At 67.8% G+C, this 24,957-nt stretch carries 23 protein-coding genes; 6 read left to right on the forward strand and 17 right to left on the reverse strand.

From position 1 onward, the window contains the following. The 4 genes from hpnD to hpnA form a co-directional block, all read right to left on the reverse strand. Window positions 1-882 (reverse strand): presqualene diphosphate synthase HpnD, encoded by an 882-nt coding sequence (gene hpnD, locus HLH48_RS14070; RefSeq protein ID WP_182998112.1) that lies wholly within the window; start codon window positions 880-882, stop codon window positions 1-3. Window positions 883-960: 78 nt separating this feature from the next. Next, complete coding sequence (gene hpnC, locus HLH48_RS14075; RefSeq protein WP_264812456.1) at window positions 961-1,857, reverse strand: squalene synthase HpnC; 897 nt, start codon at window positions 1,855-1,857, stop codon at window positions 961-963. An 11-nt stretch (window positions 1,858-1,868) separates the two neighbouring features. Beyond that, complete coding sequence (locus HLH48_RS14080; protein WP_182998114.1) at window positions 1,869-3,020, reverse strand: glycosyltransferase; 1,152 nt, start codon at window positions 3,018-3,020, stop codon at window positions 1,869-1,871. A 16-nt stretch (window positions 3,021-3,036) separates the two neighbouring features. Further along, the gene (hpnA, locus tag HLH48_RS14085) at window positions 3,037-4,032 is read right to left on the reverse strand and encodes a hopanoid-associated sugar epimerase (protein ID WP_182998115.1); all 996 of its coding nucleotides are present in this window, start codon (window positions 4,030-4,032) and stop codon (window positions 3,037-3,039) included. A 175-nt stretch (window positions 4,033-4,207) separates the two neighbouring features. On the opposite strand from hpnA, the gene HLH48_RS14090 reads away from it, so the two are divergent. Together HLH48_RS14090 and HLH48_RS14095 are read left to right on the forward strand one after the other, a co-directional pair. Further along, complete coding sequence (locus HLH48_RS14090) at window positions 4,208-5,254, forward strand: lysylphosphatidylglycerol synthase domain-containing protein (RefSeq protein ID WP_182998116.1); 1,047 nt, start codon at window positions 4,208-4,210, stop codon at window positions 5,252-5,254. Window positions 5,255-5,261: 7 nt separating this feature from the next. After that, entirely contained in the window at window positions 5,262-6,170 is a 909-nt protein-coding gene (locus HLH48_RS14095) for a prephenate/arogenate dehydrogenase family protein (RefSeq protein ID WP_182998117.1), read from the forward strand. 2 nt (window positions 6,171-6,172) lie between these two features. On the opposite strand, the gene HLH48_RS14100 is transcribed toward HLH48_RS14095, so the two are convergent. Continuing rightward, window positions 6,173-6,550, reverse strand: a complete 378-nt coding sequence (locus HLH48_RS14100) for a DUF488 domain-containing protein (protein WP_182998118.1) — start codon at window positions 6,548-6,550, stop codon at window positions 6,173-6,175. A gap of 69 nt (window positions 6,551-6,619) precedes the next feature. After that, window positions 6,620-7,828 carry an NO-inducible flavohemoprotein gene (gene hmpA, locus HLH48_RS14105; RefSeq protein ID WP_182998119.1) on the reverse strand — a complete coding sequence of 403 codons (1,209 nt, stop codon included), beginning with the start codon at window positions 7,826-7,828 and terminating at the stop codon, window positions 6,620-6,622. An 82-nt stretch (window positions 7,829-7,910) separates the two neighbouring features. Here hmpA and HLH48_RS14110 point away from each other — a divergent pair, with 82 nt between their 5' ends. After that, a complete protein-coding gene (locus HLH48_RS14110; protein ID WP_182998120.1) occupies window positions 7,911-8,399 on the forward strand; it encodes an Rrf2 family transcriptional regulator in 489 nt (162 codons plus the stop codon). 77 nt (window positions 8,400-8,476) lie between these two features. On the opposite strand, the gene HLH48_RS14115 is transcribed toward HLH48_RS14110, so the two are convergent. Beyond that, window positions 8,477-9,382 carry a LysR family transcriptional regulator gene (locus HLH48_RS14115; RefSeq protein ID WP_220795129.1) on the reverse strand — a complete coding sequence of 302 codons (906 nt, stop codon included), beginning with the start codon at window positions 9,380-9,382 and terminating at the stop codon, window positions 8,477-8,479. A gap of 122 nt (window positions 9,383-9,504) precedes the next feature. On the opposite strand from HLH48_RS14115, the gene HLH48_RS14120 reads away from it, so the two are divergent. Further along, entirely contained in the window at window positions 9,505-11,181 is a 1,677-nt protein-coding gene (locus HLH48_RS14120; RefSeq protein ID WP_182998121.1) for an alpha-keto acid decarboxylase family protein, read from the forward strand. Window positions 11,182-11,296: 115 nt separating this feature from the next. Here HLH48_RS14120 and HLH48_RS14125 read toward each other — a convergent pair whose 3' ends face one another. The 7 genes from HLH48_RS14125 to surE form a co-directional block, all read right to left on the reverse strand. Further along, the gene (locus HLH48_RS14125) at window positions 11,297-12,712 is read right to left on the reverse strand and encodes a carbohydrate porin (protein WP_246387339.1); all 1,416 of its coding nucleotides are present in this window, start codon (window positions 12,710-12,712) and stop codon (window positions 11,297-11,299) included. 183 nt (window positions 12,713-12,895) lie between these two features. Beyond that, window positions 12,896-13,822 (reverse strand): 2-hydroxyacid dehydrogenase, encoded by a 927-nt coding sequence (locus HLH48_RS14130; protein WP_182998122.1) that lies wholly within the window; start codon window positions 13,820-13,822, stop codon window positions 12,896-12,898. A 30-nt stretch (window positions 13,823-13,852) separates the two neighbouring features. Beyond that, window positions 13,853-14,674, reverse strand: a complete 822-nt coding sequence (locus tag HLH48_RS14135; RefSeq protein WP_264812455.1) for a 2-keto-4-pentenoate hydratase — start codon at window positions 14,672-14,674, stop codon at window positions 13,853-13,855. A gap of 21 nt (window positions 14,675-14,695) precedes the next feature. Next, window positions 14,696-16,120: an MFS transporter gene (locus HLH48_RS14140; RefSeq protein WP_246387340.1), complete on the reverse strand. Its 1,425-nt coding sequence runs from the start codon at window positions 16,118-16,120 to the stop codon at window positions 14,696-14,698. Between the two features lie 8 nt (window positions 16,121-16,128). After that, window positions 16,129-17,133, reverse strand: a complete 1,005-nt coding sequence (locus tag HLH48_RS14145) for a Gfo/Idh/MocA family protein (protein ID WP_182998123.1) — start codon at window positions 17,131-17,133, stop codon at window positions 16,129-16,131. A 288-nt stretch (window positions 17,134-17,421) separates the two neighbouring features. Next, the gene (locus tag HLH48_RS14150) at window positions 17,422-18,456 is read right to left on the reverse strand and encodes a LacI family DNA-binding transcriptional regulator (RefSeq protein ID WP_182998124.1); all 1,035 of its coding nucleotides are present in this window, start codon (window positions 18,454-18,456) and stop codon (window positions 17,422-17,424) included. Between the two features lie 450 nt (window positions 18,457-18,906). Next, window positions 18,907-19,695: a 5'/3'-nucleotidase SurE gene (surE, locus tag HLH48_RS14155; protein ID WP_182998125.1), complete on the reverse strand. Its 789-nt coding sequence runs from the start codon at window positions 19,693-19,695 to the stop codon at window positions 18,907-18,909. A gap of 76 nt (window positions 19,696-19,771) precedes the next feature. Here surE and HLH48_RS14160 point away from each other — a divergent pair, with 76 nt between their 5' ends. After that, a complete protein-coding gene (locus HLH48_RS14160) occupies window positions 19,772-20,200 on the forward strand; it encodes a MarR family winged helix-turn-helix transcriptional regulator (RefSeq protein ID WP_220795130.1) in 429 nt (142 codons plus the stop codon). Here HLH48_RS14160 and HLH48_RS14165 read toward each other — a convergent pair. From HLH48_RS14165 to HLH48_RS14175, 3 genes are read right to left on the reverse strand one after another with little or no spacing between them, the layout of a single operon-like run. Beyond that, window positions 20,152-21,816: an NAD-dependent malic enzyme gene (locus HLH48_RS14165; RefSeq protein ID WP_182998127.1), complete on the reverse strand. Its 1,665-nt coding sequence runs from the start codon at window positions 21,814-21,816 to the stop codon at window positions 20,152-20,154. The two genes, HLH48_RS14160 and HLH48_RS14165, sit on opposite strands and share 49 nt — an antisense overlap. Window positions 21,817-21,875: 59 nt before the next feature. After that, the gene (locus HLH48_RS14170; protein ID WP_182998128.1) at window positions 21,876-22,541 is read right to left on the reverse strand and encodes a histidine phosphatase family protein; all 666 of its coding nucleotides are present in this window, start codon (window positions 22,539-22,541) and stop codon (window positions 21,876-21,878) included. Window positions 22,542-22,555: 14 nt separating this feature from the next. After that, the gene (locus tag HLH48_RS14175; protein WP_220795135.1) at window positions 22,556-24,730 is read right to left on the reverse strand and encodes a hypothetical protein; all 2,175 of its coding nucleotides are present in this window, start codon (window positions 24,728-24,730) and stop codon (window positions 22,556-22,558) included. Window positions 24,731-24,777: 47 nt separating this feature from the next. On the opposite strand from HLH48_RS14175, the gene HLH48_RS23260 reads away from it, so the two are divergent. Further along, a partial coding sequence (locus tag HLH48_RS23260; RefSeq protein WP_246387345.1) for a sugar phosphate nucleotidyltransferase occupies window positions 24,778-24,957 on the forward strand: 180 nt, incomplete at its 3' end.

Here is a 24,957-nt window from a genome sequence, read left to right on the forward strand (position 1 = left end):
TTACCCGACCAGGGCGCGGGCGGCGATCAGCAGCTTGCGCGGTCGCGACAGCGACACCCGCCGTTCCGGATGGCGCCAGCCCTGCCGCTCCTGCGCCGTCAGGATGGCACCATAGGTCGCCCCCATCAGCCGGGCCGGCCGCATCGCCTGCCGGTTGCACCGCGCCATCGCCCGGTGCGCCGCCCGGAAATGATCCCGCGCCCGCCCCGCCAGCACCCGGCACACACCCTCCAGCCCCCGCGCGCGCGGCGCGCGCTCCGGGTCGAGCGGCACATTGAACCGGGCAAGCAGCTCGCGCGGCAGATACAGCCGGCCCAGCCGCGAATCCTCGGCCACGTCGCGCAGGATGTTGGTAATCTGCAAGGCCCGGCCCAGATGATAGGCCACGCGATCGGCCTCCTCCGACGCGTCGCCGAACACCCGCACCGACAGGCGCCCCACCGCCGAGGCCACGCGATCGCAATACAGATCGAACGTCGCCTCGTCCGGGGCGACGACGGGCCCGCGCGCATCCATCATCATCCCGTCGATCACCGCGTCGAAATCCGCCTGGCGCAACGCGAAACGGCCGATCACCACCGCCAGCACCCGATCCAGCGCATCGTTCGTCCGGCCTTCGTACAGCCCGGCGATCCGCTGCCGCCAGGCTTCCAGCCGCGCGGCCTTGTCCTCTGCCGCACCGTCATCGTCCGCCACGTCGTCCACCAGCCGGCAGAAGGCATAGACCGCATACATGCCATAGCGCCGGTCGGGCGGCAGGATACGCATGCCCTTGCCGAACGACGTGCCCGAGGCGCTGACCACCGCCTCGACCTGCGCCAGATCGGCCGCGTCGCACCCCAGCGGAGGCGCCTGAACCGTGCGTGCCCGCGTCAATTCCATTCCCGCCTTCCCGTATCCGTCATCCATTCACACCGCCGCAGGGTTTAGGGCGGATCGGCGCCCAAGACAAAAGTCCGTTCATCGGGCGAGCGCGCGCAACGCACCCAGCAGCGCGCCGGCGGCATCCGGGCGCGTCAGCTTCACCCGGCCGGCCAGCGGGTCCTGGTGCCGCAGCCGCGCGGCCAGCCGGCGCGCCAGACCGACGATCACGGCGCAATACAGCCGCATGCGCCTGTCGCGCACCAACCCCGGCAGGCGCCCGGCCTCGTCATTCAGTGCATCCACCCGGTCCAGCAGCGCATTCATCACCCGCCGCAACCCTGGCGTGGCATGCCCCGCCCGCAGATCGTCCACCAAGGCTCCCTCGCGCGCCAGCCACGGCAGCGGCAGGTAGCAGCGATCCAGCTTGCGCAGGTCGTCCGCGCAATCCTGCAGATGGTTCAGCACCTGCAACGACGTACACAGCGCATCGGACGGGCCAAGCGTGGCCGCGCCCTCCCCATGCAGCGCCAGCAGGAAGCGGCCGACCGGATTGGCGGAATAACGACAGTAATCGGCCAGTTCGTCCCACGATTCATAGCGGTTCTTCACCGCGTCCTGGCGAAAGGCCACGATCAGGTCGGTCGCGGTTTCGACCGGCACCCCCGTCGCGGCCAACGTCCGGCCGACGCGCACCGCCGTCTGGGCGTCGCGGCGCGGCGGGGCCTCACGCCGGCCCAGCACCACATCCTCCATCGCATCCAGCCGCGCGATCTTGGCTTCCGGCGTCAGCCGGTCGGTATCGACGATGTCGTCGATCACCCGGGCAAAATCGTAATAGGCAAGGACATGCGGCCTCAGCCGCCGGCCGATCAGCAGCGATCCGACAGGAAAATTCTCGTCCCCCGCCCCCTTGCCGGACGACACGTCCTCGGTTCCCCATACGTCCCGACCGCCCTGTGCGGCGGTCTCCTGCTGGCTTTGGATCGCGTTCACATGCTGTCCTGTCATTGCGGTTCGCGATAGGCGCGGCTCTTCCACACCACGCCGCGCCCCCGGTGATGATCGACGGCGGACCCGACGGTCGCGGCGGTATAGAACAGCGCGACCAGCGGCAACAGCAACGCCCAGCCCGGCGAGAGCCGAAAGCGCCGCAGCGTCGGCACGAAGGACGCCATCGAGGCGACCCACGCCACCGCCCCCAGCAGGCGCGGCAGACCGTGGCCGAACAGCGCCAGCATCATCGGCGCGATCCAGACCAGCGCCATGCCCACCACGGTACCCGCCAGCATCGACGGCGAATAGCGCAACTGCACATAGGCGGTCCGCGCCACCATGCGCCAGATATCGCCCGGGTGCGGATAGGGCCGGATCGAGCGCGCCAGCCGGCTGTGCCCCAGATACAGCCGCCCCCCGCTGCGCTTGACGTGATGAGCCAGGGTGCAATCGTCGATCAGCGCGCCGCGCAGCGCTTCGATACCGCCGATGCGCGCCAGCGCGGCGCGATGGATCAGGATCGACCCGCCGGCCGCCCCCGCCACGCGGCTGCGCGGGTCATTGACCCGCGCGAACGGATAGAGCAGCGCGAAGAAGAAGACGAAGGCCGGCACCAGCATCCGTTCCGCCATGCTGACACAGTTCAGCTCGACCATCTCCGATACCATGTCCAGCCCGTCCGCCCGGGCCTTGGCCACCAGGGTCGCGATATGCGCGGGATCATGCGTGATGTCGGCATCGGTCAGGAACACATACCCCGTCTCCTCGGGCACCTGGCGCCTGGCCTCGGCCACGCCCTGCGCCACCGCCCACAGCTTGCCGCTCCAGCCAGGGGGCCGTTCGCCGCCGGTCACGACGGTCAGCCGCCGCGCGGGATCGGGCACCGCCCGCGCCAGGGCGCCGGTGCCGTCCGTGCTGCCGTCATCCACCAGGATCAGGCGCAACGGGCCGGAATAGGACTGGCCCAGCAACGACCCCACACAGGCCTGGACCGACCCGGCCTCGTCGCGTGCCGGCACGACGATGCAGACCGCCGGCCAGTCCTCCGCCCCCGCGACGGGAACCGGGTCCAGGATCGGCCCCCCCTGCCAGAAACGGCCGTGGAAGCATATCAGCACCAGCCAGACCAGGGCACACAGCAACGCCGTCAGCAGCAGGACCATCGTTTGGGCGTCCGTCTTATTTCAGCATGCCGTTCTGGCGAAACCACGTCACGGCGTCCGTCACCGCATCACGCGCCGGACGCGGGGCATACCCCAGCTCCCGCTCCGCCTTGGCCGACGAGAAGAACATCTTCTTGCGCGACATGGCCAACATCTCGCGCGTCACGCGCGGCGCGATGCCGAACCCGCGCGACAGCCATTCCGACACCACCGCCACCGGCCAGATCACCTCCTGCGGCAGGCTGACGCGCGGCGGCTTCACACCCGCGATCCGCGCCGTCATGGCGAACAAGTCGCGCAGCGCCAGATTCTCGCTGCCCAGAATGTATTTCTCGCCGATCCGCCCGCGTTCCAGCGCCAACGCGTGCCCCTCGGCCACATCGTCGACATGCACGATGTTCACCCCCGTATCGACATAGGCCGGCATGTTGCCCGCCGCGCAGTCCAGGATCATCTGGCCGGTGGGCGTGGGCTTGATGTCGCGCGGCCCCACGGGCGTCGAAGGGTTCACGATCACCGCCGGCAGGCCACGCTCGCGCACCAGACGCAGCACCTCCTGCTCCGCCCGATATTTCGATCGTTTGTAGATACCGATCACGGAATGCTCGTGAACCGGCGTGTCCTCGTCGGACACCGTGCCGTCCCCGATCAGCCCCAGCGCCGCGACCGAGGAACAATAGACGATCCGCTCCACCCCCGCGTCCTGGGCCGCCAGCATCAGCCGCAGCGTGCCCTCGACATTCGCCGTCATCATCGGGGCAGGGTCGGGCACCCACAGCCGGTAATCCGCGGCGACATGGAAGACATAGCGGCAGCCGCGCACCGCGTCGGCGAAGGTCGCGGGGGCGGACAGGTCGCCCTCGACCCTCTCCGCCGGCAGATCGCGCATGTTGGTCAGGTCGGCGCCCTTGCGGGCCATCAGCCGCAGGCTGTGTCCCCGTTGCAACAGCGTTCGGGCAACGGCCGAGCCGACAAAGCCGGTCGCACCGGTAACGAGCGTGGGGGCAGTCATGATCCGATCAAATGCTCCGGCAGGGGCCGCCCGGACGGCGGAAGGGGGGGCACCATTTATCCCGACACCTCATGGTGGCGCCAGACCCTCCTCTGGTGTAAGTCAGGCCCAACCCATGCGTCGGCACGTCCCCGAGCGGACGGCCATGGCGCGGCAGACGAAGTGCGGTCAATCCTTGAAAAAACTCACGATCCTGCTGGCCTTCCTGGGACTGGCCCTGATAACCGGATGTACCGCGTGGCTTGGCGCGGGTTCGGTGCTGCGCGCGGTCCTGTCCATCGGCATCGTCGGATTCGGCGCCACGATCCTCGCGCAGCTTGCCGTGGATGCAATCCTGGGCGTTGCGTGGCACGCGGCCTGCCGCGAGATTCGGCTGCCCCACCTGATGATGGCACGGATGGTCCGCGACGCGGCGGCGACCTGCCTGCCCTTCTCGCAGCTCGGCGGCATCCTGATCGGCATCCGCGCGACCGGCGCCGACGCATCGCCCCGCTCCGGCCGGCGGTCGATCGACTGGCCCGAGGCCGCCAGCGCCAACATCGTCGACCTGACGACCGAGGTACTGGGCCAGATCGTGTTCGTGCTGATCGCGGTGGTGTTCCTGGTGGCGCACCAGCAATCCAGCCCCTTCGCCAAGCCGGTCATCATCGGCACGCTGCTGCTCGCGCTCGGGATCGGCGGCTTCATCTGGACCCAGCAGCATGGGGGCACCATCCTCAAGCGCATGGCGCGGGGGCTGAGCCGCAACATCGCCTCACAATGGCACAGCACGATGCTCAGCAGCGCCGACACGCTGCAAGAGAAGCTGGACGAGGTCTGGTCGCACCCCGGCCGCATCGCCGAGGCCGCGGCGGTCCACCTGGTCGGCTGGGTCGGCAGCGCCGTCGCCATCTGGGTCGGCTATCATTTCCTCGGCGCGCATCTCAGCCTGACCGGCGCCATCGCGATCGAGGGCGTGGCCTGCGGCATCATGTCGGCCTCGTTCCTGGTGCCGGCAGGCCTGGGGGTGCAGGAAGCCGCCTATATCGCGCTGGGCTCGGCCTTCGGCATCGATCCCTCGGTCTCGCTGGGCCTGTCGCTGCTGCGCCGGGGCCGCGACCTGGCGATCGGCATTCCCGTCCTGCTGCTGTGGCAGGCCTCCGAAATGCGCCGCCTGCGCGGCCCCCGTCCCGACGCCGCCCCCAAGGACGGCGCCTACCCCGCGTCCGAACGGTCGCGCTGAAGCCGCCATGACCGACCAACCGACCGCCCCCTCCCCGCCGATGTTCGGCACGCTGGCCGTCATCGGCCCCGGCCTGATCGGCTCGTCCATCCTGCGCCGCGCGCGGCGGGACGGCACGATCGCGGCCAGGCTGGTGGCCTGCGACATCGACCCCGCCGTCCGCCAGCGGGTCGCGGAACTGGGCATCGCCGACCGGGTGGAAGCCGATCCCCTTCGTGCCGCCGCCGATGCCGACTGCGTCATCCTGTGCGTGCCGGTCGGCGCGATCGCCTCGGTGGGCGCGCGGATCCTGCCGGCCATGAAGCCCGGCGCGATCCTCAGCGAGGTCGGATCGACCAAGCAGTCGATCATCGCCGCCATCGCCCCGGCGCTGCGGCCCGACATCCCCTTCGTGCCGACCCACCCGATGGCCGGCACCGAATATTCCGGCCCCGACGCCGGTTTCGCCACGCTGTTCGACGACCGCTGGTGCCTGCTGACGCCGCTGGAGGACACCGACCCGGCCGCCACCGCCCGCATCGAGACGATGTGGCACCACCTGGGCGCGCGCACCCGGGTCATGGACCCGGCCCATCACGACCGCGTCTGCGCCATCGTCAGCCACCTGCCCCACCTGCTGGCCTTCACCATCTGCGGCACCGCCGACGACCTGGCCGACGAGACACGGTCCGAAGTGCTGGATTTCGCGGCCTCGGGCTTCCGCGACTTCACCCGCATCGCGGCATCCGACCCGGTGATGTGGCGCGATATCTTCCTGAACAACCGCGAGGCCCTGCTGGAAATGCTGGCCCGCTTCATGGAGGACGCCCAGGCCATGGCCCGCGCCATCCGCTGGGGCGACGAGGATTTCATCGTCGACCGCATCGAGCGCGGCCGCCGCATCCGCCGCAGCCTGATCGAAAACCGCCAGGCCTGACATCAGGCCCGGCGGAGAAAATCCCGCAGCACCAGCGCATGGTTATGCGCCTCGTCATGCGCCGCATATAGCAGCGTGACCTTCTCGCCGGCCGCCAGCGCCACAAGTCGCGCGATGTCTGGGTTGCCGGCCTCAAGCTCCTGGCGATACCGCGTGCGGAATTCCGCCCAGCGGTCCGGATCATGCCCGAACCAGTGCCGCAGATCCGGGCTGGGCGCCACGTCCTTCAGCCACAGATCCATCTTCAGCGCATCCTTGCGCATGCCGCGCGGCCACAGCCGATCGACCAGCACCCGCGCGCCGTCATCAGGCTCCGGCGCATCGTAAACGCGCTTGAGCCCGATTTCGGACAGATGATCCTCCCGACTCTTCCCCACCATGACCGGCCCCTTCCCTTCTCGCCAGGTCACCGGAAGGCACCGCCCTCCGGACCGCAGCATTCCGGCCGATCAGACGACGAGTGCGGGATCGGCCGCCGAACCGAAGAACTCGTAGCGAATCTGCGCGGCCGGGAGTTCCGCCGACCGCAGCACCCCCACCATGTCCCGCATGAAGCTGTCCGGGCCGCAGATATAATAGGTCGCCGTCGGGTCGAGCGTCTCGCGCAGCCAACCGGTGCTGATGCGCCCGGCATGCCGGGTCACGCCGGGCCCGCCATCCTGCGCCGGTCCCTCACCCAGGGCGAAGAAGAAATCCGCCGCCAGCACGCCGCGCGCCGCCAGGTCGCACACCTCCGGCACGAAGGCCGCCATCTCCGGCGTGTCCGACCCATGCACATACCGCACCGGCCGCCCGGCCTCCGCCGCCAGTTCCGCCAGCATCGAGACCGCGGGCGTCAGCCCCACCCCGGCCGTCAGCAGCACCACCGCGCCGCCCGCCGCCTCGTCCAGCACGAAATCGCCGGCCGGATTGGCCACCAGAAGCTCGGCCCCTTCCTGCACATCGTCATGCAGCCACCGCGACACCACACCCTCTTCGGCCCGCCGGACGCTGATGCGGTAATGGTCAGCCCCCGGCGCGGAGGAAATGCTGTAGTTGCGGCGCTGCGTCTCATGGCCCGGCACCTCCAGCCTGAAGCTGAGATACTGCCCCGCCCTGTGCCGCGCGATCGGGCCGCCATCGGCCGGCACCAGTTCGAAGGAGACGATCGCCGGCGTCTCCCGCCTGCGCGCGCGGACGCGGAACGCGCGCCAGCCCACCCAGCCGCCCGGCGCCGCCTCGTGCGCGTCATAGATCTGCCTTTCGCGGCCGATCAGGATATCGGCCAGGAACCAGTACGCCTTGCCCCACGCCTCCAGGATCTCCGGCGTCGCGGCGTCGCCCAATACCTGCGCGATCGCCCCCAGCAGGGCCTCGGCCACATAGGGATAATGCTCGGGCAGGATGTTCAGCCCGACATGCTTCTCCGCGATCCGCTCGACCATGCCGCCCAGCGCGCCGAGCCTGTCGATATGCTCGGCATAGGCCAGCACCGCCAGCGCCAACGCCCTGGGCTGCTCGCCGTCCCGCTGGTGCGACATGTTGAACAGGTCGCGGATCTGCGGATGCGCCAGCAGGCGCTTGTACATTTCCGTGGTGATCTCCACCCCGTGCGCCTTCAGCGCCGGAACGGTGGCGCGGATGATCGCGCGGGTCGTCTCGTCAAGGGGAGCGGACATGGCTCGATCCTTTAAGGTTTATTTTTCATATACCTTTTTGGACACGTTGGAAAACCTGTCAAGAGCGCGCATCTTCCGGACCATGAAACTGACTCTGCAAACCGACTATGCGCTCCGCGCATTGATCTATCTCGGGATCAGGACCAACCGGCTCTCCTCGATCCGGGAGATCGCGGAGGCCTACGGCATCTCCGAAGCGCACATGGTCAAGGTCATCCACCGGCTGGGCATCGGCGGTTTCATCGACACCATCCGGGGCCGCAACGGCGGCGTCCGGCTCGGCCGCCCCGCCCGCGATATCAGCGTCGGCGCCGTCGTGCGCTACATGGAGGACGACATGGCGCTCCTGGCCTGCATGGGTGCCGACGCGGCGGCCGACCCGCGCGGTCAGTGCCTGCTGATGCCGGCCTGCCGCCTGCGCGGCGTGCTGGGCGAGGCCCTCCTGGCCATGACCAGCGTTCTGGACCGCTATACGCTCGCCGATGTCATGACCCCCTTCGAGATCAGCCGGCTTCAGGACCTCCCCTCCACCGAACCTCCGGCGGACCCGGCGCAGCGGCCCGGGTCATAGGTCCCCGCGCGTTCCTGTCGCGGGGCTCCGCCCCGCACCCCGCCAAAGGCGGCGCCTTTGGAAACCATTCGTGTCCCCTATTCGGGCACGCTGGCCCTTACCTGCTCGCGCAGCGTCTCCACGAAGCGGCGCAGCAACGGCGCGGGCGGCTCGGGACGTGTCGCGACGGCCAGCGTGGCGCGCGGCGCGGTCCCCGCGATGGGGCGGAACACCGCACCGCCGGCATGGATCTGGTCCAGACATGCCGGCACGATCGACACGCCGAGACCCGCCGCCACCAACGGCACGGCCGCCGTGATCTGCGGCGCCTCCTGCCCCAGTTGCGGGGTAAAGCCCGCATTCTGGCACGCCGCGAGAATGGCATCGAAGAAGCCCGGCCCCAGCGCGCGCGGAAACAGGATCAGCGGATCATGCGCCACATCCTGCAACGCCACCCGCGCCTGGCCGGCAGCGGGATGACCGACCGGCACCGCCAGCAGCGTCGGCTCCTCGAACAACGTCTCGATCGTAAACCCCCCGTCCGGCGCGGGTGGACGGATGATCGCCACGTCGATCGTCCGCTCGGTCAGCGCAGCGCACAGGGCGGGCGTGTTGCTTTCCTCCATCGTGATCACCGCATGCGGCAGCGCCAGCCGCACCTGGCGGATCGCCGCCGGAATCAGCGGCAGCAGCGACACCGCCCCCGCCAGCCCCACCCGCAGGCTGCCCCGCTCGCCACGCGCCAGCCCGGTCGCCACATCCACGAATTCCTGCCGCATCTGCAACAGGATCCTGGCGCGCTTCACCAGGTCGGCCCCCGCTTCGGTCGGCACCGCCCCCTGCCGCGAACGCACGAACAGCTTCAGCCCCAGCGCCATCTCCAGCGCGCGGATCTGCTGGCTCAGCGGCGGCTGCTCCATATGCAGCGCCCGTGCCGCATGCGTGAAGCTGCCATGCTCGTCGATCGCGACAATGTAGCGCAGGTGGCGGAAATCGATATTCATATCTGAAATATATGGATAACGTTGTTCGCATATATTGGACAGCGGAATTTTCGGCTCCCAGTCTGCTCCCACGCAGCCGGGACGAACGGGTCGCCCCGGACACCACCGGGGGAGTCGCCACCATGACCACCACAGTCGGCCAATATCTTTCCGCCCGCCTCGGCCAGATCGGCCTGAAGCACCATTTCGCCGTCGCCGGCGATTTCAACCTGGTCCTGCTCGACGAATTGCTGGCGGAAGGCTCGACCAGACAGGTCTATAGCTGCAACGAGCTGAATTGCGGCTACAGCGCCGAGGGCTACGGCCGTGCCAACGGCGCCGCCGCCATGGTCGTCACCTTCAGCGTCGGCGCCCTGTCCGCCATCAACGCCATCGGCAGCGCCTATGCCGAAAACGTGCCGGTCATCATCGTCTCGGGCGCCCCCAACACCAACGATCACGGCTCGGGCCACCTGCTGCACCACACGCTGGGCAACACCGATTACGGCTACCAGGCCGAGATGATGCGTCACATCACCTGCGCCACCGAGGTCGTTCTCTCCGCTGCGAACGCCCCGCATCAGATCGACAACGCCATCCGCACCGCGCTGCGCGAGCGCAAGCCCGCCTATATCGAAATCCCCTGCAACCTCGCCAATGCGGCCTGCCCCGCGCCCGGCCCCGTCGACAGCCTGCTGTCCGAGCCCGCGGCCGACCAAGCCAGCCTGGACGCCGCGCTGGAGGAAACCGGCCGCTTCCTCTACGCCCGCGACAAGGTGGTGCTGCTCGTCGGCAGCCGCATGCGCGCGTCGGGCATCCTCGACCTCCTGCCCGCCCTGGCTGACCGCCTGGGCTGCGCCGTCACCGTCATGGCCGCCGCCAAGGGCTTCTTCCCCGAAGACCATCCCGCCTATCGCGGCGTCTATTGGGGCGAGGTCAGCACCCCCGGCGCGCAGGAACTGGTCGAGAGCGCCGACGGAATCCTCTGCCTGGGCCCGGTCTTCAACGACTACGCCACCGTCGGCTGGCGCGCCACGCTGAATCCCGAAAACACGCTGCTGGCCGACCTGCAAGGCATCACCGTCAACGGCCGCGTCTTCACGGGCTTCTCCATCGGCCAGTATGTCGAAGCCCTCGCCGTCCGCGCCCCCCGCCGCGCCAGCTCCGCCGAAACCCCGCGCCGGTCCGTGCCCGCCATCCCCCCGGCGGCCCGCGGCGCCCGCCTGTCCAACGACGAAATGGCCCGCCAGATCAACGCCCTGATCGACGGCAACACCACGCTGACGGCGGAAACCGGCGATAGCTGGTTCAACGCCGTCCGCATGGAGCTACCCGGCGGCGCCAGGGTCGAAAGCGAGATGCAGTGGGGCAGCATCGGGTGGTCCGTCCCCGCCGCGCTGGGCGGCGCGCTGGCCGCCCCCGACCGCCGCCACATCCTGATGGTCGGCGACGGGTCCTTCCAGCTCACCGCGCAGGAAGTGGCCCAGATGGTGCGCTACGAACTGCCGGTGATCATCTTCCTCGTGAACAATCGCGGCTACGTCATCGAAATCAAGATCCATGACGGCCCGTACAACTATATCAAGAACTGGGATTACGCCGGCCTGATCGCCGCCTTCAATGCCGAAGACGGGCACGGGCTCGGCCTGCGCGCCACCACCGCCGGCGAGCTCGCCGCCGCCATCGAGCAGGCGAAGGCCAACACACGCGGCCCCACCCTGATCGAATGCGACCTGGACCGCGCCGACTGCACCGAGACCCTGGTCAAATGGGGCACCAAAGTCGCCGCCGCCAACAGCCGCGCGCCGAAAGTGAATTGAGGAAAGAACCTTCTTTCGCCCGCCGAAAAAGAAGCAGAAAGATTCTTATTCGCTGGCCTCTGGCGGATCGTGCCGCCAGAGGCTCCAGGAACGCTCTCCCCCGACCCGATATCCACTACAGGGCGGCATGGATCTTCAGTCCCAGCGCATCGATCTGCGGCTTGTTGCGCTGAAGATTCGGACGCCAGATATGCTGGTAGTCGGGCTGGATCGACAGCCCCCGAAAGGCATGAATGATGTAGGTGACTTCCAATGTCTGGATATCGCTCTGGGGATAGGTCGCCTTGCCGGGCAAGGAGCGGCCCGCATCATAGGCCAGCCATTGCGATGCCTGTAGATCCGGGCTGACCACCGTACGCGACCACTCGATACCGAACATGTCTTTCGGACGTGCGCGAAACATGCCGCGATCCACGACACCGGCATAGAACTGATACAGATAGGGCCCGCTCCCCGGCTCGTTGCGTACCATGCCGCCCAGCAGGTACAGACCATCCATGGCGCCCTTGCCGTTCCGCATCACCATCTGGTCGCCTTCCAGCCAGAGCTGTGTCTTGCCGGTCGTCCAGCGATAAGGCTGCCCCGTCACGACGGCGGGCCGCTTCTGCGCATCGTAATAAACGTCCCGGTATTGCGACGAATCATACCCGAAACCCATCTTGTAGTGTCCCAGCAGCCGATTCGGCCCAAACGACGGCACCAGGCCGATTTCCACCGGCACATACACCCCGGTATAAAGGTTGGTGCTGACATTGAATCCGGTCCGGTCATACCGGTTGCTGTTCAGGTAGGGGTTGACGCCATACAGCCCGGCCTGCCCGTAAACACCATGCAACGGCCAGTAGCGGACGCGCATCCCCCATGTGGAGCCAGGATAGGTTCCAAACCCCGCTGCCCCCCGGGTCAGGGATTTCGGAATGCCGCAATTGGACTTGTTCATGAATGTGCAGAACAGGAACGAATTGGCGAAATCGATATTGACCGGCATCTTTCCGATGGCAATCTGCACGCGCTTGCTGAACAGGTCCTGCGTCGCATAGGCGTACACCATATGAACGCCCACATTGCCGCCGCCACCATAGATTTCCTGAAATCCGTTCAACGACGCATCCCCGAAATCCGATGCCAGATTGTGCCCTGCCCGGTTGACGAACACGGCATGCATGATCAGCCCCTTCCAGCCGATCAGCTTTTCCCAGTCCAGATCGAGTTCCGCGCCGATCTGGTGGGTATAGGCCGCATCGCCCGGATGCCCGCCATTCAACGCCATGGCACTTTCGCTGGTATAATCTATGACAATGCCGATTCCATAGCTATTGAGCTTTTTGACCACCCGCTCCCAGGGCAGGAGCATATGCTCCACGTCCGGCGTGAACGGCGTATTCGCATAAGCCCCGGGTGCATCCAGGGCAAAGACCGGCGCGGTATAGGAAACCGGGCCGCGATATTGCGCCCGTGCGGTCCCCGGAAAAAGTGCCGCGACCAGGCAGGCAAGCATACCACAAACGGCTAGCGTCTTTTTCTTGTTCATGATGACATGCCTCGAAGCAACGCCACCCGTCAGAGGCGTTGTAGATCGATCCAATGCCAGTAATCGTTTAACGAATACCGGATCCCGTCCACAGGTCATTTCTTTCGGAAATGCCTGCTATTCTTATTCTTGCTTTTTCGGGCCCGCGGCCGGCTGCCTCAGGCAACCGGCCCGATCATGTCCCTATCGCACCTGGGTCAGCAATGGCTGACCGGCAAAATGCGCGGCCAGATTGTCGACAACCAGTTGCCCCATGCGCAGGCGGGTTTCGACCGTGGCACTCGCCCGATGCGGTTGCAGCACGATATTGCCCATGGACCACAAGGCCGGCGGCACGTTCGGTTCATGTTCGAAGACATCGAGGGCCGCCTTGCCAAGGGTGCCGTCCCGCAGTGCCGCGACCAGGGCGTCCTCATCCACCACGCTGCCACGGGCCACATTGACCAGCAGTCCCTGCGGGCCCAGCGCCTCCATGATGTCGCGATTGACGATATGACGCGACTGCGGGCCGCCGGATGCCGCGATCACCAGGATATCGCTCTGCCGGGCCAGTTCCACCAGCGACGGAACATACGTGGCCCCCTCGATCCCGAAATCCTTCAGGTCGTGATAGGCGATGGACATGTCGAAGCCCCGCGCGCGGCGCGCGACCGCCCGCCCCACCTGCCCCATGCCGAGAATACCCAGGCGGCGCCCGGTGGCGGTATGGGCCAGCGGCAACGTCCCCTTCCCCCACTGGCCATCCCGGACGAAGCGATCGCCCGCCAGCAGATCCCGCATCGCCGCCAGAATGAAGGCCAGGGCCAGGTCGGCCACATCATCCGTCAGCACGCCCGGCGTGGTCGTCACGGCAATGGAGCGCCGCGCCGCTTCCTTCAGATCCACCGCATCGGTACCGATGCCGTTGATGGCGATGATCTCCAGCGCCGGCAGGCTGTCCATGACCGCGCGAGGGACGCCGGTCCCGCCGCCGGTCGCGATGCCACGGATCGTCTTGGCGTATCGGCTCGGATCGGCCGCCCCGTCATACGGATGCACGATATAGGCGGAACGGAGCGCGTCCTCGATTTCCGCCATCATGGGCTCGATCAAAAGTATTTCCGGCTTCACTCTTCAACTCCTGGAAAGGGCGACAGATAATCAGGCTATCGTGACACTGACGGGCGCCAGGGCCCCGATTTCGACACGCACCACCGTACCGGCCGGCACGAACTCGGTCCCCGTCATCGACCCGGTGGTCACGACATCGCCCGCCTTCAGCGGCATGCCGCGCCCGGCGGCGTGATTGGCCAGCCAGACCAGCAGGCGGATCGGATCTCCGGCCGAATTGCCTCCCCGATGCGCCATCCGGACCTCACCGTCCACGATCAGCCGCACCGGCTCCGTCACCGGATGCAGCGACGCCCAGTCCGTAATGCCGCTACCAATGACCAGCGCGCCATGGTTGCCCTGGTCGGCCAGATGGATCAGGCGCGAATACAGGAACGGCCGGGGAAAGCGCGTATCGAAGATCTCGATCGCGGGATGCGCCGAGGCGATGGCATCGCGCACCGCGGCCTCGTCCCACCCGTCGCTCCGAAAGGGCAGGTCCTTGCCGATCCGATAGACGATCTCGGCCTCGGCGCCGAAGACGCGGCACAGCCCGGCCGGCAATCGCGTATCGCCGAAGAAGAGCGTCGCGCGATGCAGCGGCGCGCAGAACGGCGTGGCGTCGGGCGTGGCCGCCCCGACTTTCCACCCCAGCACCGGCCCCGCGCTGCCAAGCAGCGATCGGGCCACCCTGTCCTGCACGGCATAGGCCGCGGCTTCATCCGGCAGCGACAGGCCCTCCGGCAGGCTGGCGATACCGCCCGGCACGCGCCGGGCCTCCAGCAGCGCGTCGCTCAGGGCGCCAACCACCTCGTCATCGGCAGGCCCGGCCTCGTCCAGCCGGGACAGGCTGCTTTCCATCGTGTCAGTCACCGCATGGTCTCCCGGCTGTTGTCAGAAGGCATCCCGATCGTCGAGCAGATCGCGACCGCGCGTTTCGGGGATGAAATAGGTGGCGATGATCGCGAGAATGCCCAGGAACACCACATAGGTCGACAGAGGCAGCCATGCGATCTTGCCGCCGTCCGTGCCATCGACATGAAAATGGACGAACATCGCGATCAGGAACTGTCCCACCATGGGCGACACGCCCCCCGCGATGACCGAGGAAAACTCGCGCGTGAACGATACCGCGGTATAGCGATGCCGTGCCCCGAACATTTCCGGCAGAAGCGCCCCCTGGGTGCCGAACATGCCCCATGTCGCGATACCCAGCCCCAGCGACAACGCCGCCAGGCACAGCCACGGATTGCCGCGACTGAAGACGAACCAGATCGGCAGGGCCGTGACGACCTGTAGGATGGCGAAGGCGCGATAGACGCGCACCCGCCCGAACCGGTCGCTCAGAATCCCCGCCACCGGAATGGTGCCCGCCCCGACGCACGCGGCGCCGATCAGCGCCATCGTGCCCCAGCGGCCGCTCATCCCAACGGTATGGACCAGATAGCTGATCGCCAGAACCTGGTAGATCGACGAACTGCCGTTTTCGGCCATCCGCAGCCCGAGCCCGCACAGGATCGGCTTCCAGGCCGTTTGCAGGGTTTCGCGGATCGGCGTCGTTTCCACATGCCGCTCCTCGCGCAGACGCGCGAAGGCAGGCGATTCCTTCAGCCGCATCCGCATATAGACCGCCGTGATCAGCAGGATGGCGCTGCCCAGGAACGGCAGGCGCCACAGCCAGGTGGCCGCGATGTTCGGCACGCCGACCAGCATGGTGAAATAGACCAGACCGGCCACCACCGTTCCGACCTGAATCCCCAGGAACGGCAGCGCCGCGTAAAACCCGCGCCGGCCGACGGGGGCGGATTCCGTCATCATGATGGCCACCCCGGCCTGCTCCGCCCCGGCGCCGAACCCCTGGAGCAGCCGCAGCAGGACGAGCAGGATCGGTGCCCAGACCCCGATCGACTGATAGGTCGGGATCACGCCGATCGCGGTGCTCGACAACCCCATCAGCGTGATCGTCGCCAGCAGCACCGTCTTGCGCCCTACGCGGTCGCCGAGCGCCCCGAAGAAAATCCCTCCCAGCGGCCGCACGGCGAAGCCGAGGAAATAGGTGGCGAAGCTGGCCACCAGTCCCATGAACGGCACCGTGCTGGGAAAGAACAGCGGGCCGAAGACCAGCGCCGAGGCCAGGCTGTACAGCGCGAAATCGTAATACTCCATCGCGCTGCCGATCGAGCAGGTCCAGGTGGCCCGGCGCAGTTCCGCCGGGCTCATGCCCTCGTGATCCGACGCGCGCCCCAGCATATGTTCGTTGCCGCGACCGGCTTGCGCGCCGGGCGCCACGGCAGGGGCGGGCCGCCCATGCGATGCCATGACCGCGCTCATGGCGCACCAACCCGAACCTGGCGTCCGGTTCTGGCCGCTTCCTTCAGCGCCAGGGCGATCGCCAGCGACGCCACGCCGTCCTCGCCGGTCGCGGCCGGCCGGCCCTCGCCGGCGACGGCCCGCGTAAAGCACTGCAAGGCAAAATGGTAAAGATTGTGATGAACAAGCGGGATTTCCCGCTCGCCATCCCCATCGCGCAGCGCCAGCGTGCCGATCGGCCGCTGACTCATGCAATCACGCCCGATCAGCACGCCCTTGTCCCCATAGAATTCGATCCCTCCCGGCGCGAAGGGCACGCTGTAGGCACCATGGATCTGAACCAGGACGTCATCGGGAAAGCGCAGCACGGCCATGATGCCGTCCTCGACCCCGCCCGCGCCCCGCCTGCCGCTCTGGGCCATGGCGAAGACGTCGGTCGGATCGCCATCCAGATGAAAACGCAGCGTATCGACGTCATGGATCGTGCTGTCCAGGAAGACGCCGCCCCCGGCATCGTTCAGCCGCCACCCGCCCAGCATGGCCGCCAGGAAGTTGGCATGAAAGACCCGCACGGAATTCAGCCGCCCGATCGCTCCCGCCTTCAGATGCTCATGCAGCGCGATATGCAGCGCCGAGCACCGCAGATGATGGTTGGTGGCCATGACGACGCCGGCCGCGCGGCAGGCATCGACCATCTCCTGCGCCTCGCGGACACTCAGCGCCAGCGGCTTCTCGCACAGCACATGCTTGCCGGCGCGCGCGGCCGCCAGGACCTGATCATGATGCAGCGCGTTCTCGGTGCTGACATAGACCGCGTCCACCATCGGGTCGCGCAGGATCTCGTCCAGTTCCGTCGTGCTGGCGGGAATGCCGCACGCCTGCGCGAATGCCGCGCCACGCGCCGCATCGCGGCTCAGGACTGTCCGGATATGGTTGCCGCGTTGGGCGCGGATCGCATCGATGATCCATTCCCGTGCGACATTGCTGGCGCCGATCAGGCCCCAGCCCAGTGAATTTTTCATGCTTCCCCCTAGTGACGGCATCAGGGATCGACCTGCGCGCTTATTCTTGCTTCTTGGTTGAGAGGCTCTCTGCGACGGATATAGATCGATCTAAATCCTCCGAAAATGCAAAATCACTTTTTTTTGTCTCCATCCTTGCGTTCAGGCGCCGATCAGGGACGCCCCCGCCTTCCCGCGCGTCAAAGCGCCGTTTCCCGCGCATGACGCGGCCAGTTGACGGGCGCGCGCCAAAATGCCACAGTCCGCCTTCACAATTGTGTCATAATCGCCAATTCGGGCTGCGACGGTTCAGGCAGCGACACTGGCCTCCCCGCAGCTCCGTCTGACGATCAGGCTCGGCGGCACGATGATATGCTCCCCTTTCGAGGGCCCGAGCTGCGCGATCCGTTTCTGCAACAACGCCGCCGCCTGCTGCCCGACTTCGCGCGGATGCGTGGCAATGGTCGTCAGCGCCGGAAACGCCCCCGCGGCCTGCGGCAGGTTGTCCATGCCGATCACGGCGAAATCCTGGCCGGGCTGGCGCCCGTGCGAGCGCAGCCTGTTCATGACGTCCAGGGCGATGACATCGTTATAGCACACGGCCGCATCGGGCGGATTCCGCGCCTTCAGCAGGCGGTCCAGCGCCGCGACGTCATAGGCGTTGTCGGGCGCGCCGGCCACGACCAGCCCGTCATTCAGCCCATGCATCCTGATGGCGTGCCGAAAGCCCTCGTTGCGCTCCCGCGCGGCGGAATGCAGCGTCGTGGCCCCCACGAAGACGATCCGCCTGCGCCCCGACCCGACCAGATGGCGCACCGCCTTTTCGATCCCCGACCGATAATCGGCGCCGACATAATCCCCGCCCAGCAGTTCGGCATGCCGCAGCGCCTGCACGCACGGCAGGTCCAGCCGCGCCAGTTCGGCCGCCAGCGTTTCATCGCTCCCGATCGCGGGACACAGGATGATCCCGTCGACATTATGCTCCCGCAGGCGTCTGATCTGCCGGATCTGCCGATCCGGCGAATCGACGCTGTTGGCCACCAACGTCACGATGGACCCGGCCTCGTTGGTCTCGTCGACGCCCGCCATCAGCGTGCTGTAGAACGGGCTGCCGATATTGCTCAGCACCAGTCCGATCGTCCCCGTGCTGTTCCTCCGCAGGTTGGCGGCGCCCCGGTTATAGATATAACCCAGGTTCTTCATGGTCTCGACGACACGCTGACGTGTCCCGTCCGCCACCAGCGGGCTTTCCCGCAAGACCAGCGAAGCCGTCGCGCGCGAAACTCCCGCGGCCTTCGCGACATCCAGAAGGCTGACCGGACGCCTGTTGGTATATTCGGACATTCTTCCCCGCCCCAATTCCCGACTTATCCTATCCTTTTGCAGTACAATTGCGGAAGCCGGCGCATTTTGAATTTCAGCACGAAAGAACCCTGCGATAAAACAGTTTAGGAGTGTTATACGGCGCGGCCGCCTGTGGCATCCAAAACATGATTTATGCCAGTCAAGGAGTTTCCGACATGAACTACGCTCGCCCCTGAACTGGGCATCCATCCGGTCGTTCGGCGGCGCCGCCTGATTCCGTCATGTCTCGGAACCATCATGCACAAACTTGAAAACAGGGCCCGCATCGTCACGGACGGCGCACAGGGGATCGGCCGCGCGATCGTCACCTCTTTTCACGCGCAAGGGGCGAACAGCGTCAACAGGGAAGTCGACCGGGACCATCTCGCCGCGCGCCATCCCTCGCCCCGAAAGCGATCTTTCGAAAAATCCGGCTGCACCCCGCTCCCGCTATGTGCCGCGCGGCGGCGTCATCTGCCGTCTCAGGCTGTCCCACACATCCTCGTGCGTCCGCTCGAAGCGCAGCGGCGTGACACTGACATGGCCCGCCGCGACGGCCTCCGTCTCGGTGCCGGCATGGTCCGGCTTTCGTGATCGTTCGAGTTTCAGCCAGTGATACGCCAGGCCGCGCGGGTCCTCCCGGACCAGGACGTCAATGCCGTCCAACAGGCCGCGCCCCTGCCGGGTCAGCACGAGCGGCCGGCTCTCCTCGGCAGGAAAATCGGGAAAATTCACATTCAGGCAGGCGTCCCCCGACCAGGTCAGCCCGGCCAGGCGCCGGATCACGTCCGGGGCAAGCGCACGGGCCGTCTCCCACTTCACGGGCGCCGGATGCGTGAACGCCTGACTGAGCGCGATCGATGGAATCCCCAGCAACATGCCGGTCATGGCGGCCCCGACCGTGCCGGAAAAGACCGTTTCCCTGCCCAAATTCGCCCCGCGATTGATGCCGGACAGGATGATATCCGGCGGCGTCGCCGCCAGAAGATGGCGCACGCCGATCGTCACGCAGTCGCCCGGCGTGCCACCGACCGCGAAGCGGCGTTCGCCCAGGCGGCTGATCCGCAGTGGGTCATGCAGGCTGACGGAATGCGACGTGCCGCTCTGGTCCAGCATGGGGGCCACCACCCAGACCTCGCGGGCCAGTTGCCGTGCGACATCTTCCAGCACCGTCAGTCCCGGCGCGTCGATGCCGTCGTCATTGGTCAGCAGAACACGGGAAAACAGAGGTTCGGTCATGAAGGGACTCCCTGTCGGTCCCGTCACATTGCTATCAATTCTTAGCTAATATAAAGTAGCAAATATGCGATCCGCCGTGTCTCCCGAAATCAGCCAGTTGCGCGCGCAGTTGACCCGGCTCGCCCGCCGCCTGCGCCAGGAGGCACGGAACGACCCGGCATCCTGGGCGCGCATGCTGGTCATCAGCGCGATCGATCGTCTCGGCGACGCGGCGACACCATCGGCCATCGCCCGCGCCGAGGACATGCGCTCATCCCAGGTCGCGGCACTCCTGCGGGACCTGGCGGCATCCGGCCTGGTCCTGCGCCGCCCGCACGGCATCGACCGGCGCATGACCCGGCTCGCCCTGACGGCGGCAGGGCACGCGATCCTGGGCGAAAGCCGTCATCGGCGCGATGCCTGGCTCGCCGACGCGATGGCAGCGCATCTGACGGAGGAAGAGCGCGGGCGGCTTCTTCAGGCAGGCCTGTTGCTGGACCGGCTCGTGGCGCCGACGGTCCCATAATCCGCGCTGTAGCACATCCCCTCGATCCAGGCCCGGATATCGTCCGGGCGCGGCACCGTCGCCATGCCGTTGGCGAACAGATATTCCGCCAGCCGGCATGCCGACGTCACTTCCACGTCCAGGATCTGCGACTGCGGCGGATAGAGCATGCCCCGCGCCTGCGCCGAGGGCGAAACCTGGTCGGCCAGCGCATGCGCGGCCTCGATGACCAGTCCATCCGTGATCAGGCGCGGCCTCGCCGCGTAGACCGCCAGCCCAAGACCGGGAAAAATGTAGAAATTGTTGGCCTGCCCGGGCCGGAACACCGCGTCCCCGCGCATCACCTGCGGAAACTGGATCCCGGCGGCATACAGCGCCCGCCCGTCCGTCCAGCCATAAGCCTGCTCCGCGGTGCATTCCGGCCGCGGGATCGACAGTGGAAAGATGATCGGCCGCGCATTGATCTCGGCCATCAGTTCCACCACCGGCTGGGTAAACGCCCCCCCGGCGGTCGAAACCCCGATCAGTACGCTGGGCCGCACGCGGCGAATGGTCTCCAGCAGGTCGCGCGTGGGCGCGGCCGCATGGGCATAGCGGCGCTGTTCCTCGGTCAGGTCGGCGCGCGACGGCTCCACCAGCCCCTTCACATCCATCATGACGATGCGCGACCGCGCTTCCGCCGTCGTCAGCCCCTCGGCCGCCATCGCGGTCACCAGCAGGTCGGACGTGCCCAGCGCCGACGACCCGGCGCCGAGGAACAGGAAGACCTGGTCCGCCAGTTGCTCGCCCTTGATCCGCAGCGCCGTCACCAGCCCGGCCAGCGTCACCGACGCCGTGCCCTGGATATCGTCGTTGTAGCACAGCACCCTGTCGCGATAGCGCTCCAGATAGCGGATCGCGTCGGTTCCCTTCCAATCCTCGAAATGGATGCAGCAGGCCGGAAACACCTCCTGCACCGCCGTCACGAATTCCTCGACGAACGCGTCCAGTTCCGCCACGGGCGGCGGCTCGCGCCGCAGGCCCAGATAGAGCGGATCGGCGCGCAGCGCGGCATTGGTGGTGCCGATATCAAGCTGCACCGGCAGCGTGGTATGCGGCGGCACCGCGCCGCAGGCGGTGTAGAGCTGCAACTTGCCGATCGGAATGCCCATGCCGTTGGCGCCGATATCGCCCAGCCCCAGAATGCGCCCACCCGTGGTCACGCACAGGAAGCGCACATCCGGCACCGGCCAGTTGCGCAGCACCTCGGCAATGCGCCCGGTCATGTCCAGGCTGATATACATCCCCCGGGGCCGGCGGTACAGATGGCTGAACGACTTGCACACCTCACCCAGCGTCGGCGCATAGACGATCGGCACGAAACGCGCCGGGTCCGACATCAGCACCTTGTAGAACAGGGTCTCGTTCCGATCGACCAGCGCCGAGAGATAGATATAGCGCTCCAGGTCGGTCGGCTTGGCGTCCAGATGCGCCAGCACCCGCTCGGCCTGCCGGTCCAGCGTCTCGACCTGCGGCGGCAGCAGCCCTTCCAGACCCAGGGCACGGCGCTCGGCGGTCGTGAAGGCGGTGCCGCGATTCAGGAACGGGTCGTTCAGCAGCGCCGTGCCGCGCGGCGCCCGGCGGTCGGATGAATTCATGGTCGCGGCACTCCTTCATGCGCAAATCGGCGGCCGGAACGGCCGTGCCGGTCGGGTCTTCAGACCCCCGGCATCTCATTGACGGCCACGACGCGCCACGCGTCGGGGAAGCACTCGATGATCGTCAGGGAAAGATTCTGGATCGAGAAATGCAGCGCGGTGTCGGCATGCACGCGCAGCGCATGCGCCAGCGCCGCGCGGATCGCCCCGCCATGGCTGACCACGACCATGTTCCGTCCCTCATGGGCACGGGCCAGGCGGTTCATCGTCTCGCCCACCCGGGCGCAGACCTCCAGCATGCTCTCCCCGCCAGGCGGCCGCTCGGTGGCCGAGACCGACCAGAACAGGTGCGGCGCCAACGTCAACTGGTCGAGCAGCTCATGGTGGCGCAACCCGTGCCATTCACCCAGCGACTGCTCGGTAAACCCGGGCTCCACCGTCCAGTCCCGCTCGCCATACCCCGCTTCCTGGATGGTGCGCGCGGTATGCTGCGTGCGCCCCAGGGGCGAGGTGAACCATCGCGCGTCGCGCGGCAGCCGCGCCGCCAGCGCCTCGTACATGCCGCGCTGGGCCACCAGGCTGTCGGGACACAGCGGCACGTCCATCGTGCCATAGACCCGCATGCGGGCATTTTCCTCGACCAGGGCATGACGGATCAGCCAGAAGCGGGTGACACCATCCGGCAGCTTGGGGGTGTCGAGGAAATGACCGTGATTCTGGTTCATGCGAGTCGATCCAATCAGGGCAGGGTAACGGACGGCCCGGTATCCATAGCCGGAAGCGGCGCGTAGGTCTGTACCGGGTCGGCCGCCGCCAGCGTTGGCCAATGCCGCAGGATCAGCCCGATCTTGGCCAGGACCTGCCGCGCATCGCCGATTTCCCGGTCCATCCGCGGATCGGGCGCCAGCCCGTCATGCGACGGCTCGCCCGAGACCAGCCGCGCCCCGGCCGACAGGCGCAGTGCCCCCGCCACCCCGCCCGGCAGCATCGGATGCGGCAGCGGCACCGGCTGGCCGACATGGCACAAGAGCCCGGCCAGGGCACGCTCCGCGCCCTCGGGCACCAGGCGCGACAGGTCGGCATTCAGCCAGCGATAGAGCGCGCGCGCCGGCTCCAGCCCCAACGGCACGAACGCCCCCCCCGACGAGGCGGCCAGCGGGTCGCGCACGAAAAAGCTCAGGATGGTCGCGCGATCATCCCACGCGTCGGCCAGGGGCGGCCGCGCGGGATGCGGCACTGGCAGGCGCCGCAGATCGGGGTCGGCATCGATCGCCCCTTCCACCGCGGTCAGGAACCGCGCCAGCCGGGCCCGCACCACCGGCCGGGGAATCGCGCGCAGCGCCGTCATTTCCGCCAGCGCGGCATACCAGCGCAGCATCAGCCCCACATTCTCGCCCACCGGCAGCACCCGCGACGCGGGCGCCTCGGGCCACGCCCCGCGATGGCAGTAATCGGCCAGCCCCGGCGGCAGCCGCCCGTCGCGCAGCCGCGCCGCGACGCCATCCGGCAACAGCAGGGCACCGCAGAAAGGCGGCCCGGTGAAGAATTTGGACCCGGTGACCATCACCATCCAGCCCCGGTCCAGATAGGCACGCACCCGCGCCGGATCCAGCCGCGCCTGGCAGGCATCGACGACGATATCGGGCACCGGCGCTCCCTCGGCGCGGGCCGCCTCCGCCAGCCGGTCCAGCATCTCCAGCCCCGGCGCCAGCAGCCCGGTCTTGGACAGGTCCAGCCGATGGAGCAGCACATGCCGGCCCGCCTGCCAGGCCCGCCGCGCCAGGCCGACGCAATCCCGGTCGATCTCGGCAGGCGGGCGCGACGCCCCGTCCGGCCGGCGCAGGGGCACCGACAGCAGCAGCGTTTCCGCCGGAAATCCCGCGATCAGCCCCCCCTTGGCCACCTGCGCGCCCAGCGCGGTGTCATTCGCGAAATGGCAACCTTTCGCCGCTAACGGTACCCCACTCCCGGTTTCCTCGGGGGCGAGAAGGATGTTGCTGACCGGATGTCCACCAGAACCCAGCATCGCCAGGGCCAGGGCATACAATTCGCAATCCGTGCCCGACGACGCCAGGACGACGCCCTGGGCATCCGTCATCCCGTAATGCGCCGCGATCCGCTGGCGGACCTCCGCGACCATGCCGGCCCGCGTCTCGGCCCCCCGACCGGTCAACCCGCCCAGGACCAGCCGCGCCCGCGCCGCCTCCGCCCCCGCGAACCCGCGTTCGGAGACCGAGGATGCGGTCGAGGACGCATAGGTGACGGCCCAGGGGCGCGGCCGATGGGACGAGCCGTAATGATTCAGCCCGGTCGCCGGGTCGATCGCCAGCCGGGCATCGCCGCCCTCGGCCATCAGCTTTTCCGCCGGGCCCAGCAGCGCCCACAACGCGTCCAGCCGGGCCGCGATCCCGCCAAGGGCCCCGTCATCCAGGGCGACCGGCGGCTGCAAGGGCGCCAGCTCGGCCCAGATCTGCCGCAGGCGGCCCAGACCGGGCGGCCGGGCGGCGGCCATGTCGGCGTGCCATGCCGGACAGGGCGGTCCGCCCGGCCCGTCCAGTTCCGCGAACAGGGCGGCCGTGCGGGCGGCGCACAATCCCGCCAGCACCGCATCGCCGGGCACCGCCTCGATCAGGCAGGCCAGTTCCAGCGCATGGCGCAGCACGACGGCGGCGCAGGCAGGCGCCATCAGGCACGGCGCCCCCAGCACCACCATGCCGTCGGCCCGCACGACGAACGGCCCGGCCAGCGCCGTATCCAGCCCGATGCGCCGCGCGCCCGCGATCACGCGCAGGTCGGGGCGTTCGAGGACACAGGCCAGGTCATGGGTCAATCGTTCGGCGAGCACACAAAAATCCCTGTTGCCATCATCATTATGCGCGCAGGCCCCCGGCGCGGCAATCGCACCGCCGACCATCAGGACAGGAACCAACCATGCCCGCCCCCGGATCGGACCCGACCCCGATGACCAACCTGTCGCATCCGCACCCCTATCGCGCGCACACCCCGGCGGCAAACGACCAGCCGGCCGCCCCCCCGATGAAGGGCATCCTGCTGGCGGGCGGATCGGGCACGCGCCTGCACCCCATGACGCTTGCGGCCAGCAAGCAGTTGCTGCCGGTCTACGACAAGCCGATGATCTAC

It is taken from the genome of Gluconacetobacter sacchari (assembly GCF_014174255.1).
Taxonomy (GTDB): Bacteria; Pseudomonadota; Alphaproteobacteria; order Acetobacterales; family Acetobacteraceae; genus Gluconacetobacter; species Gluconacetobacter sacchari.

Excerpts from the sequence above, each read along its gene's own strand:
- hpnD (WP_182998112.1), bottom strand. The coding sequence starts at position 882 with ATGGAATTGACGCGGGCACGCACGGTTCAGGCGCCTCCGCTGGGGTGC.
- HLH48_RS14080 (WP_182998114.1), bottom strand. The coding sequence starts at position 3,020 with ATGGTCCTGCTGCTGACGGCGTTGCTGTGTGCCCTGGTCTGGCTGGTG.
- hpnA (WP_182998115.1), bottom strand. The coding sequence starts at position 4,032 with ATGACTGCCCCCACGCTCGTTACCGGTGCGACCGGCTTTGTCGGCTCG.
- HLH48_RS14095 (WP_182998117.1), top strand. The coding sequence starts at position 5,262 with ATGACCGACCAACCGACCGCCCCCTCCCCGCCGATGTTCGGCACGCTG.
- HLH48_RS14100 (WP_182998118.1), bottom strand. The coding sequence starts at position 6,550 with ATGGTGGGGAAGAGTCGGGAGGATCATCTGTCCGAAATCGGGCTCAAG.
- hmpA (WP_182998119.1), bottom strand. The coding sequence starts at position 7,828 with ATGTCCGCTCCCCTTGACGAGACGACCCGCGCGATCATCCGCGCCACC.
- HLH48_RS14110 (WP_182998120.1), top strand. The coding sequence starts at position 7,911 with ATGAAACTGACTCTGCAAACCGACTATGCGCTCCGCGCATTGATCTAT.
- HLH48_RS14115 (WP_220795129.1), bottom strand. The coding sequence starts at position 9,382 with ATGAATATCGATTTCCGCCACCTGCGCTACATTGTCGCGATCGACGAG.
- HLH48_RS14120 (WP_182998121.1), top strand. The coding sequence starts at position 9,505 with ATGACCACCACAGTCGGCCAATATCTTTCCGCCCGCCTCGGCCAGATC.
- HLH48_RS14125 (WP_246387339.1), bottom strand. The coding sequence starts at position 12,712 with ATGAACAAGAAAAAGACGCTAGCCGTTTGTGGTATGCTTGCCTGCCTG.
- HLH48_RS14140 (WP_246387340.1), bottom strand. The coding sequence starts at position 16,120 with ATGGCATCGCATGGGCGGCCCGCCCCTGCCGTGGCGCCCGGCGCGCAA.
- HLH48_RS14145 (WP_182998123.1), bottom strand. The coding sequence starts at position 17,133 with ATGAAAAATTCACTGGGCTGGGGCCTGATCGGCGCCAGCAATGTCGCA.
- HLH48_RS14150 (WP_182998124.1), bottom strand. The coding sequence starts at position 18,456 with ATGTCCGAATATACCAACAGGCGTCCGGTCAGCCTTCTGGATGTCGCG.
- surE (WP_182998125.1), bottom strand. The coding sequence starts at position 19,695 with ATGACCGAACCTCTGTTTTCCCGTGTTCTGCTGACCAATGACGACGGC.
- HLH48_RS14165 (WP_182998127.1), bottom strand. The coding sequence starts at position 21,816 with ATGAATTCATCCGACCGCCGGGCGCCGCGCGGCACGGCGCTGCTGAAC.
- HLH48_RS14170 (WP_182998128.1), bottom strand. The coding sequence starts at position 22,541 with ATGAACCAGAATCACGGTCATTTCCTCGACACCCCCAAGCTGCCGGAT.
- HLH48_RS14175 (WP_220795135.1), bottom strand. The coding sequence starts at position 24,730 with ATGGTCGGCGGTGCGATTGCCGCGCCGGGGGCCTGCGCGCATAATGAT.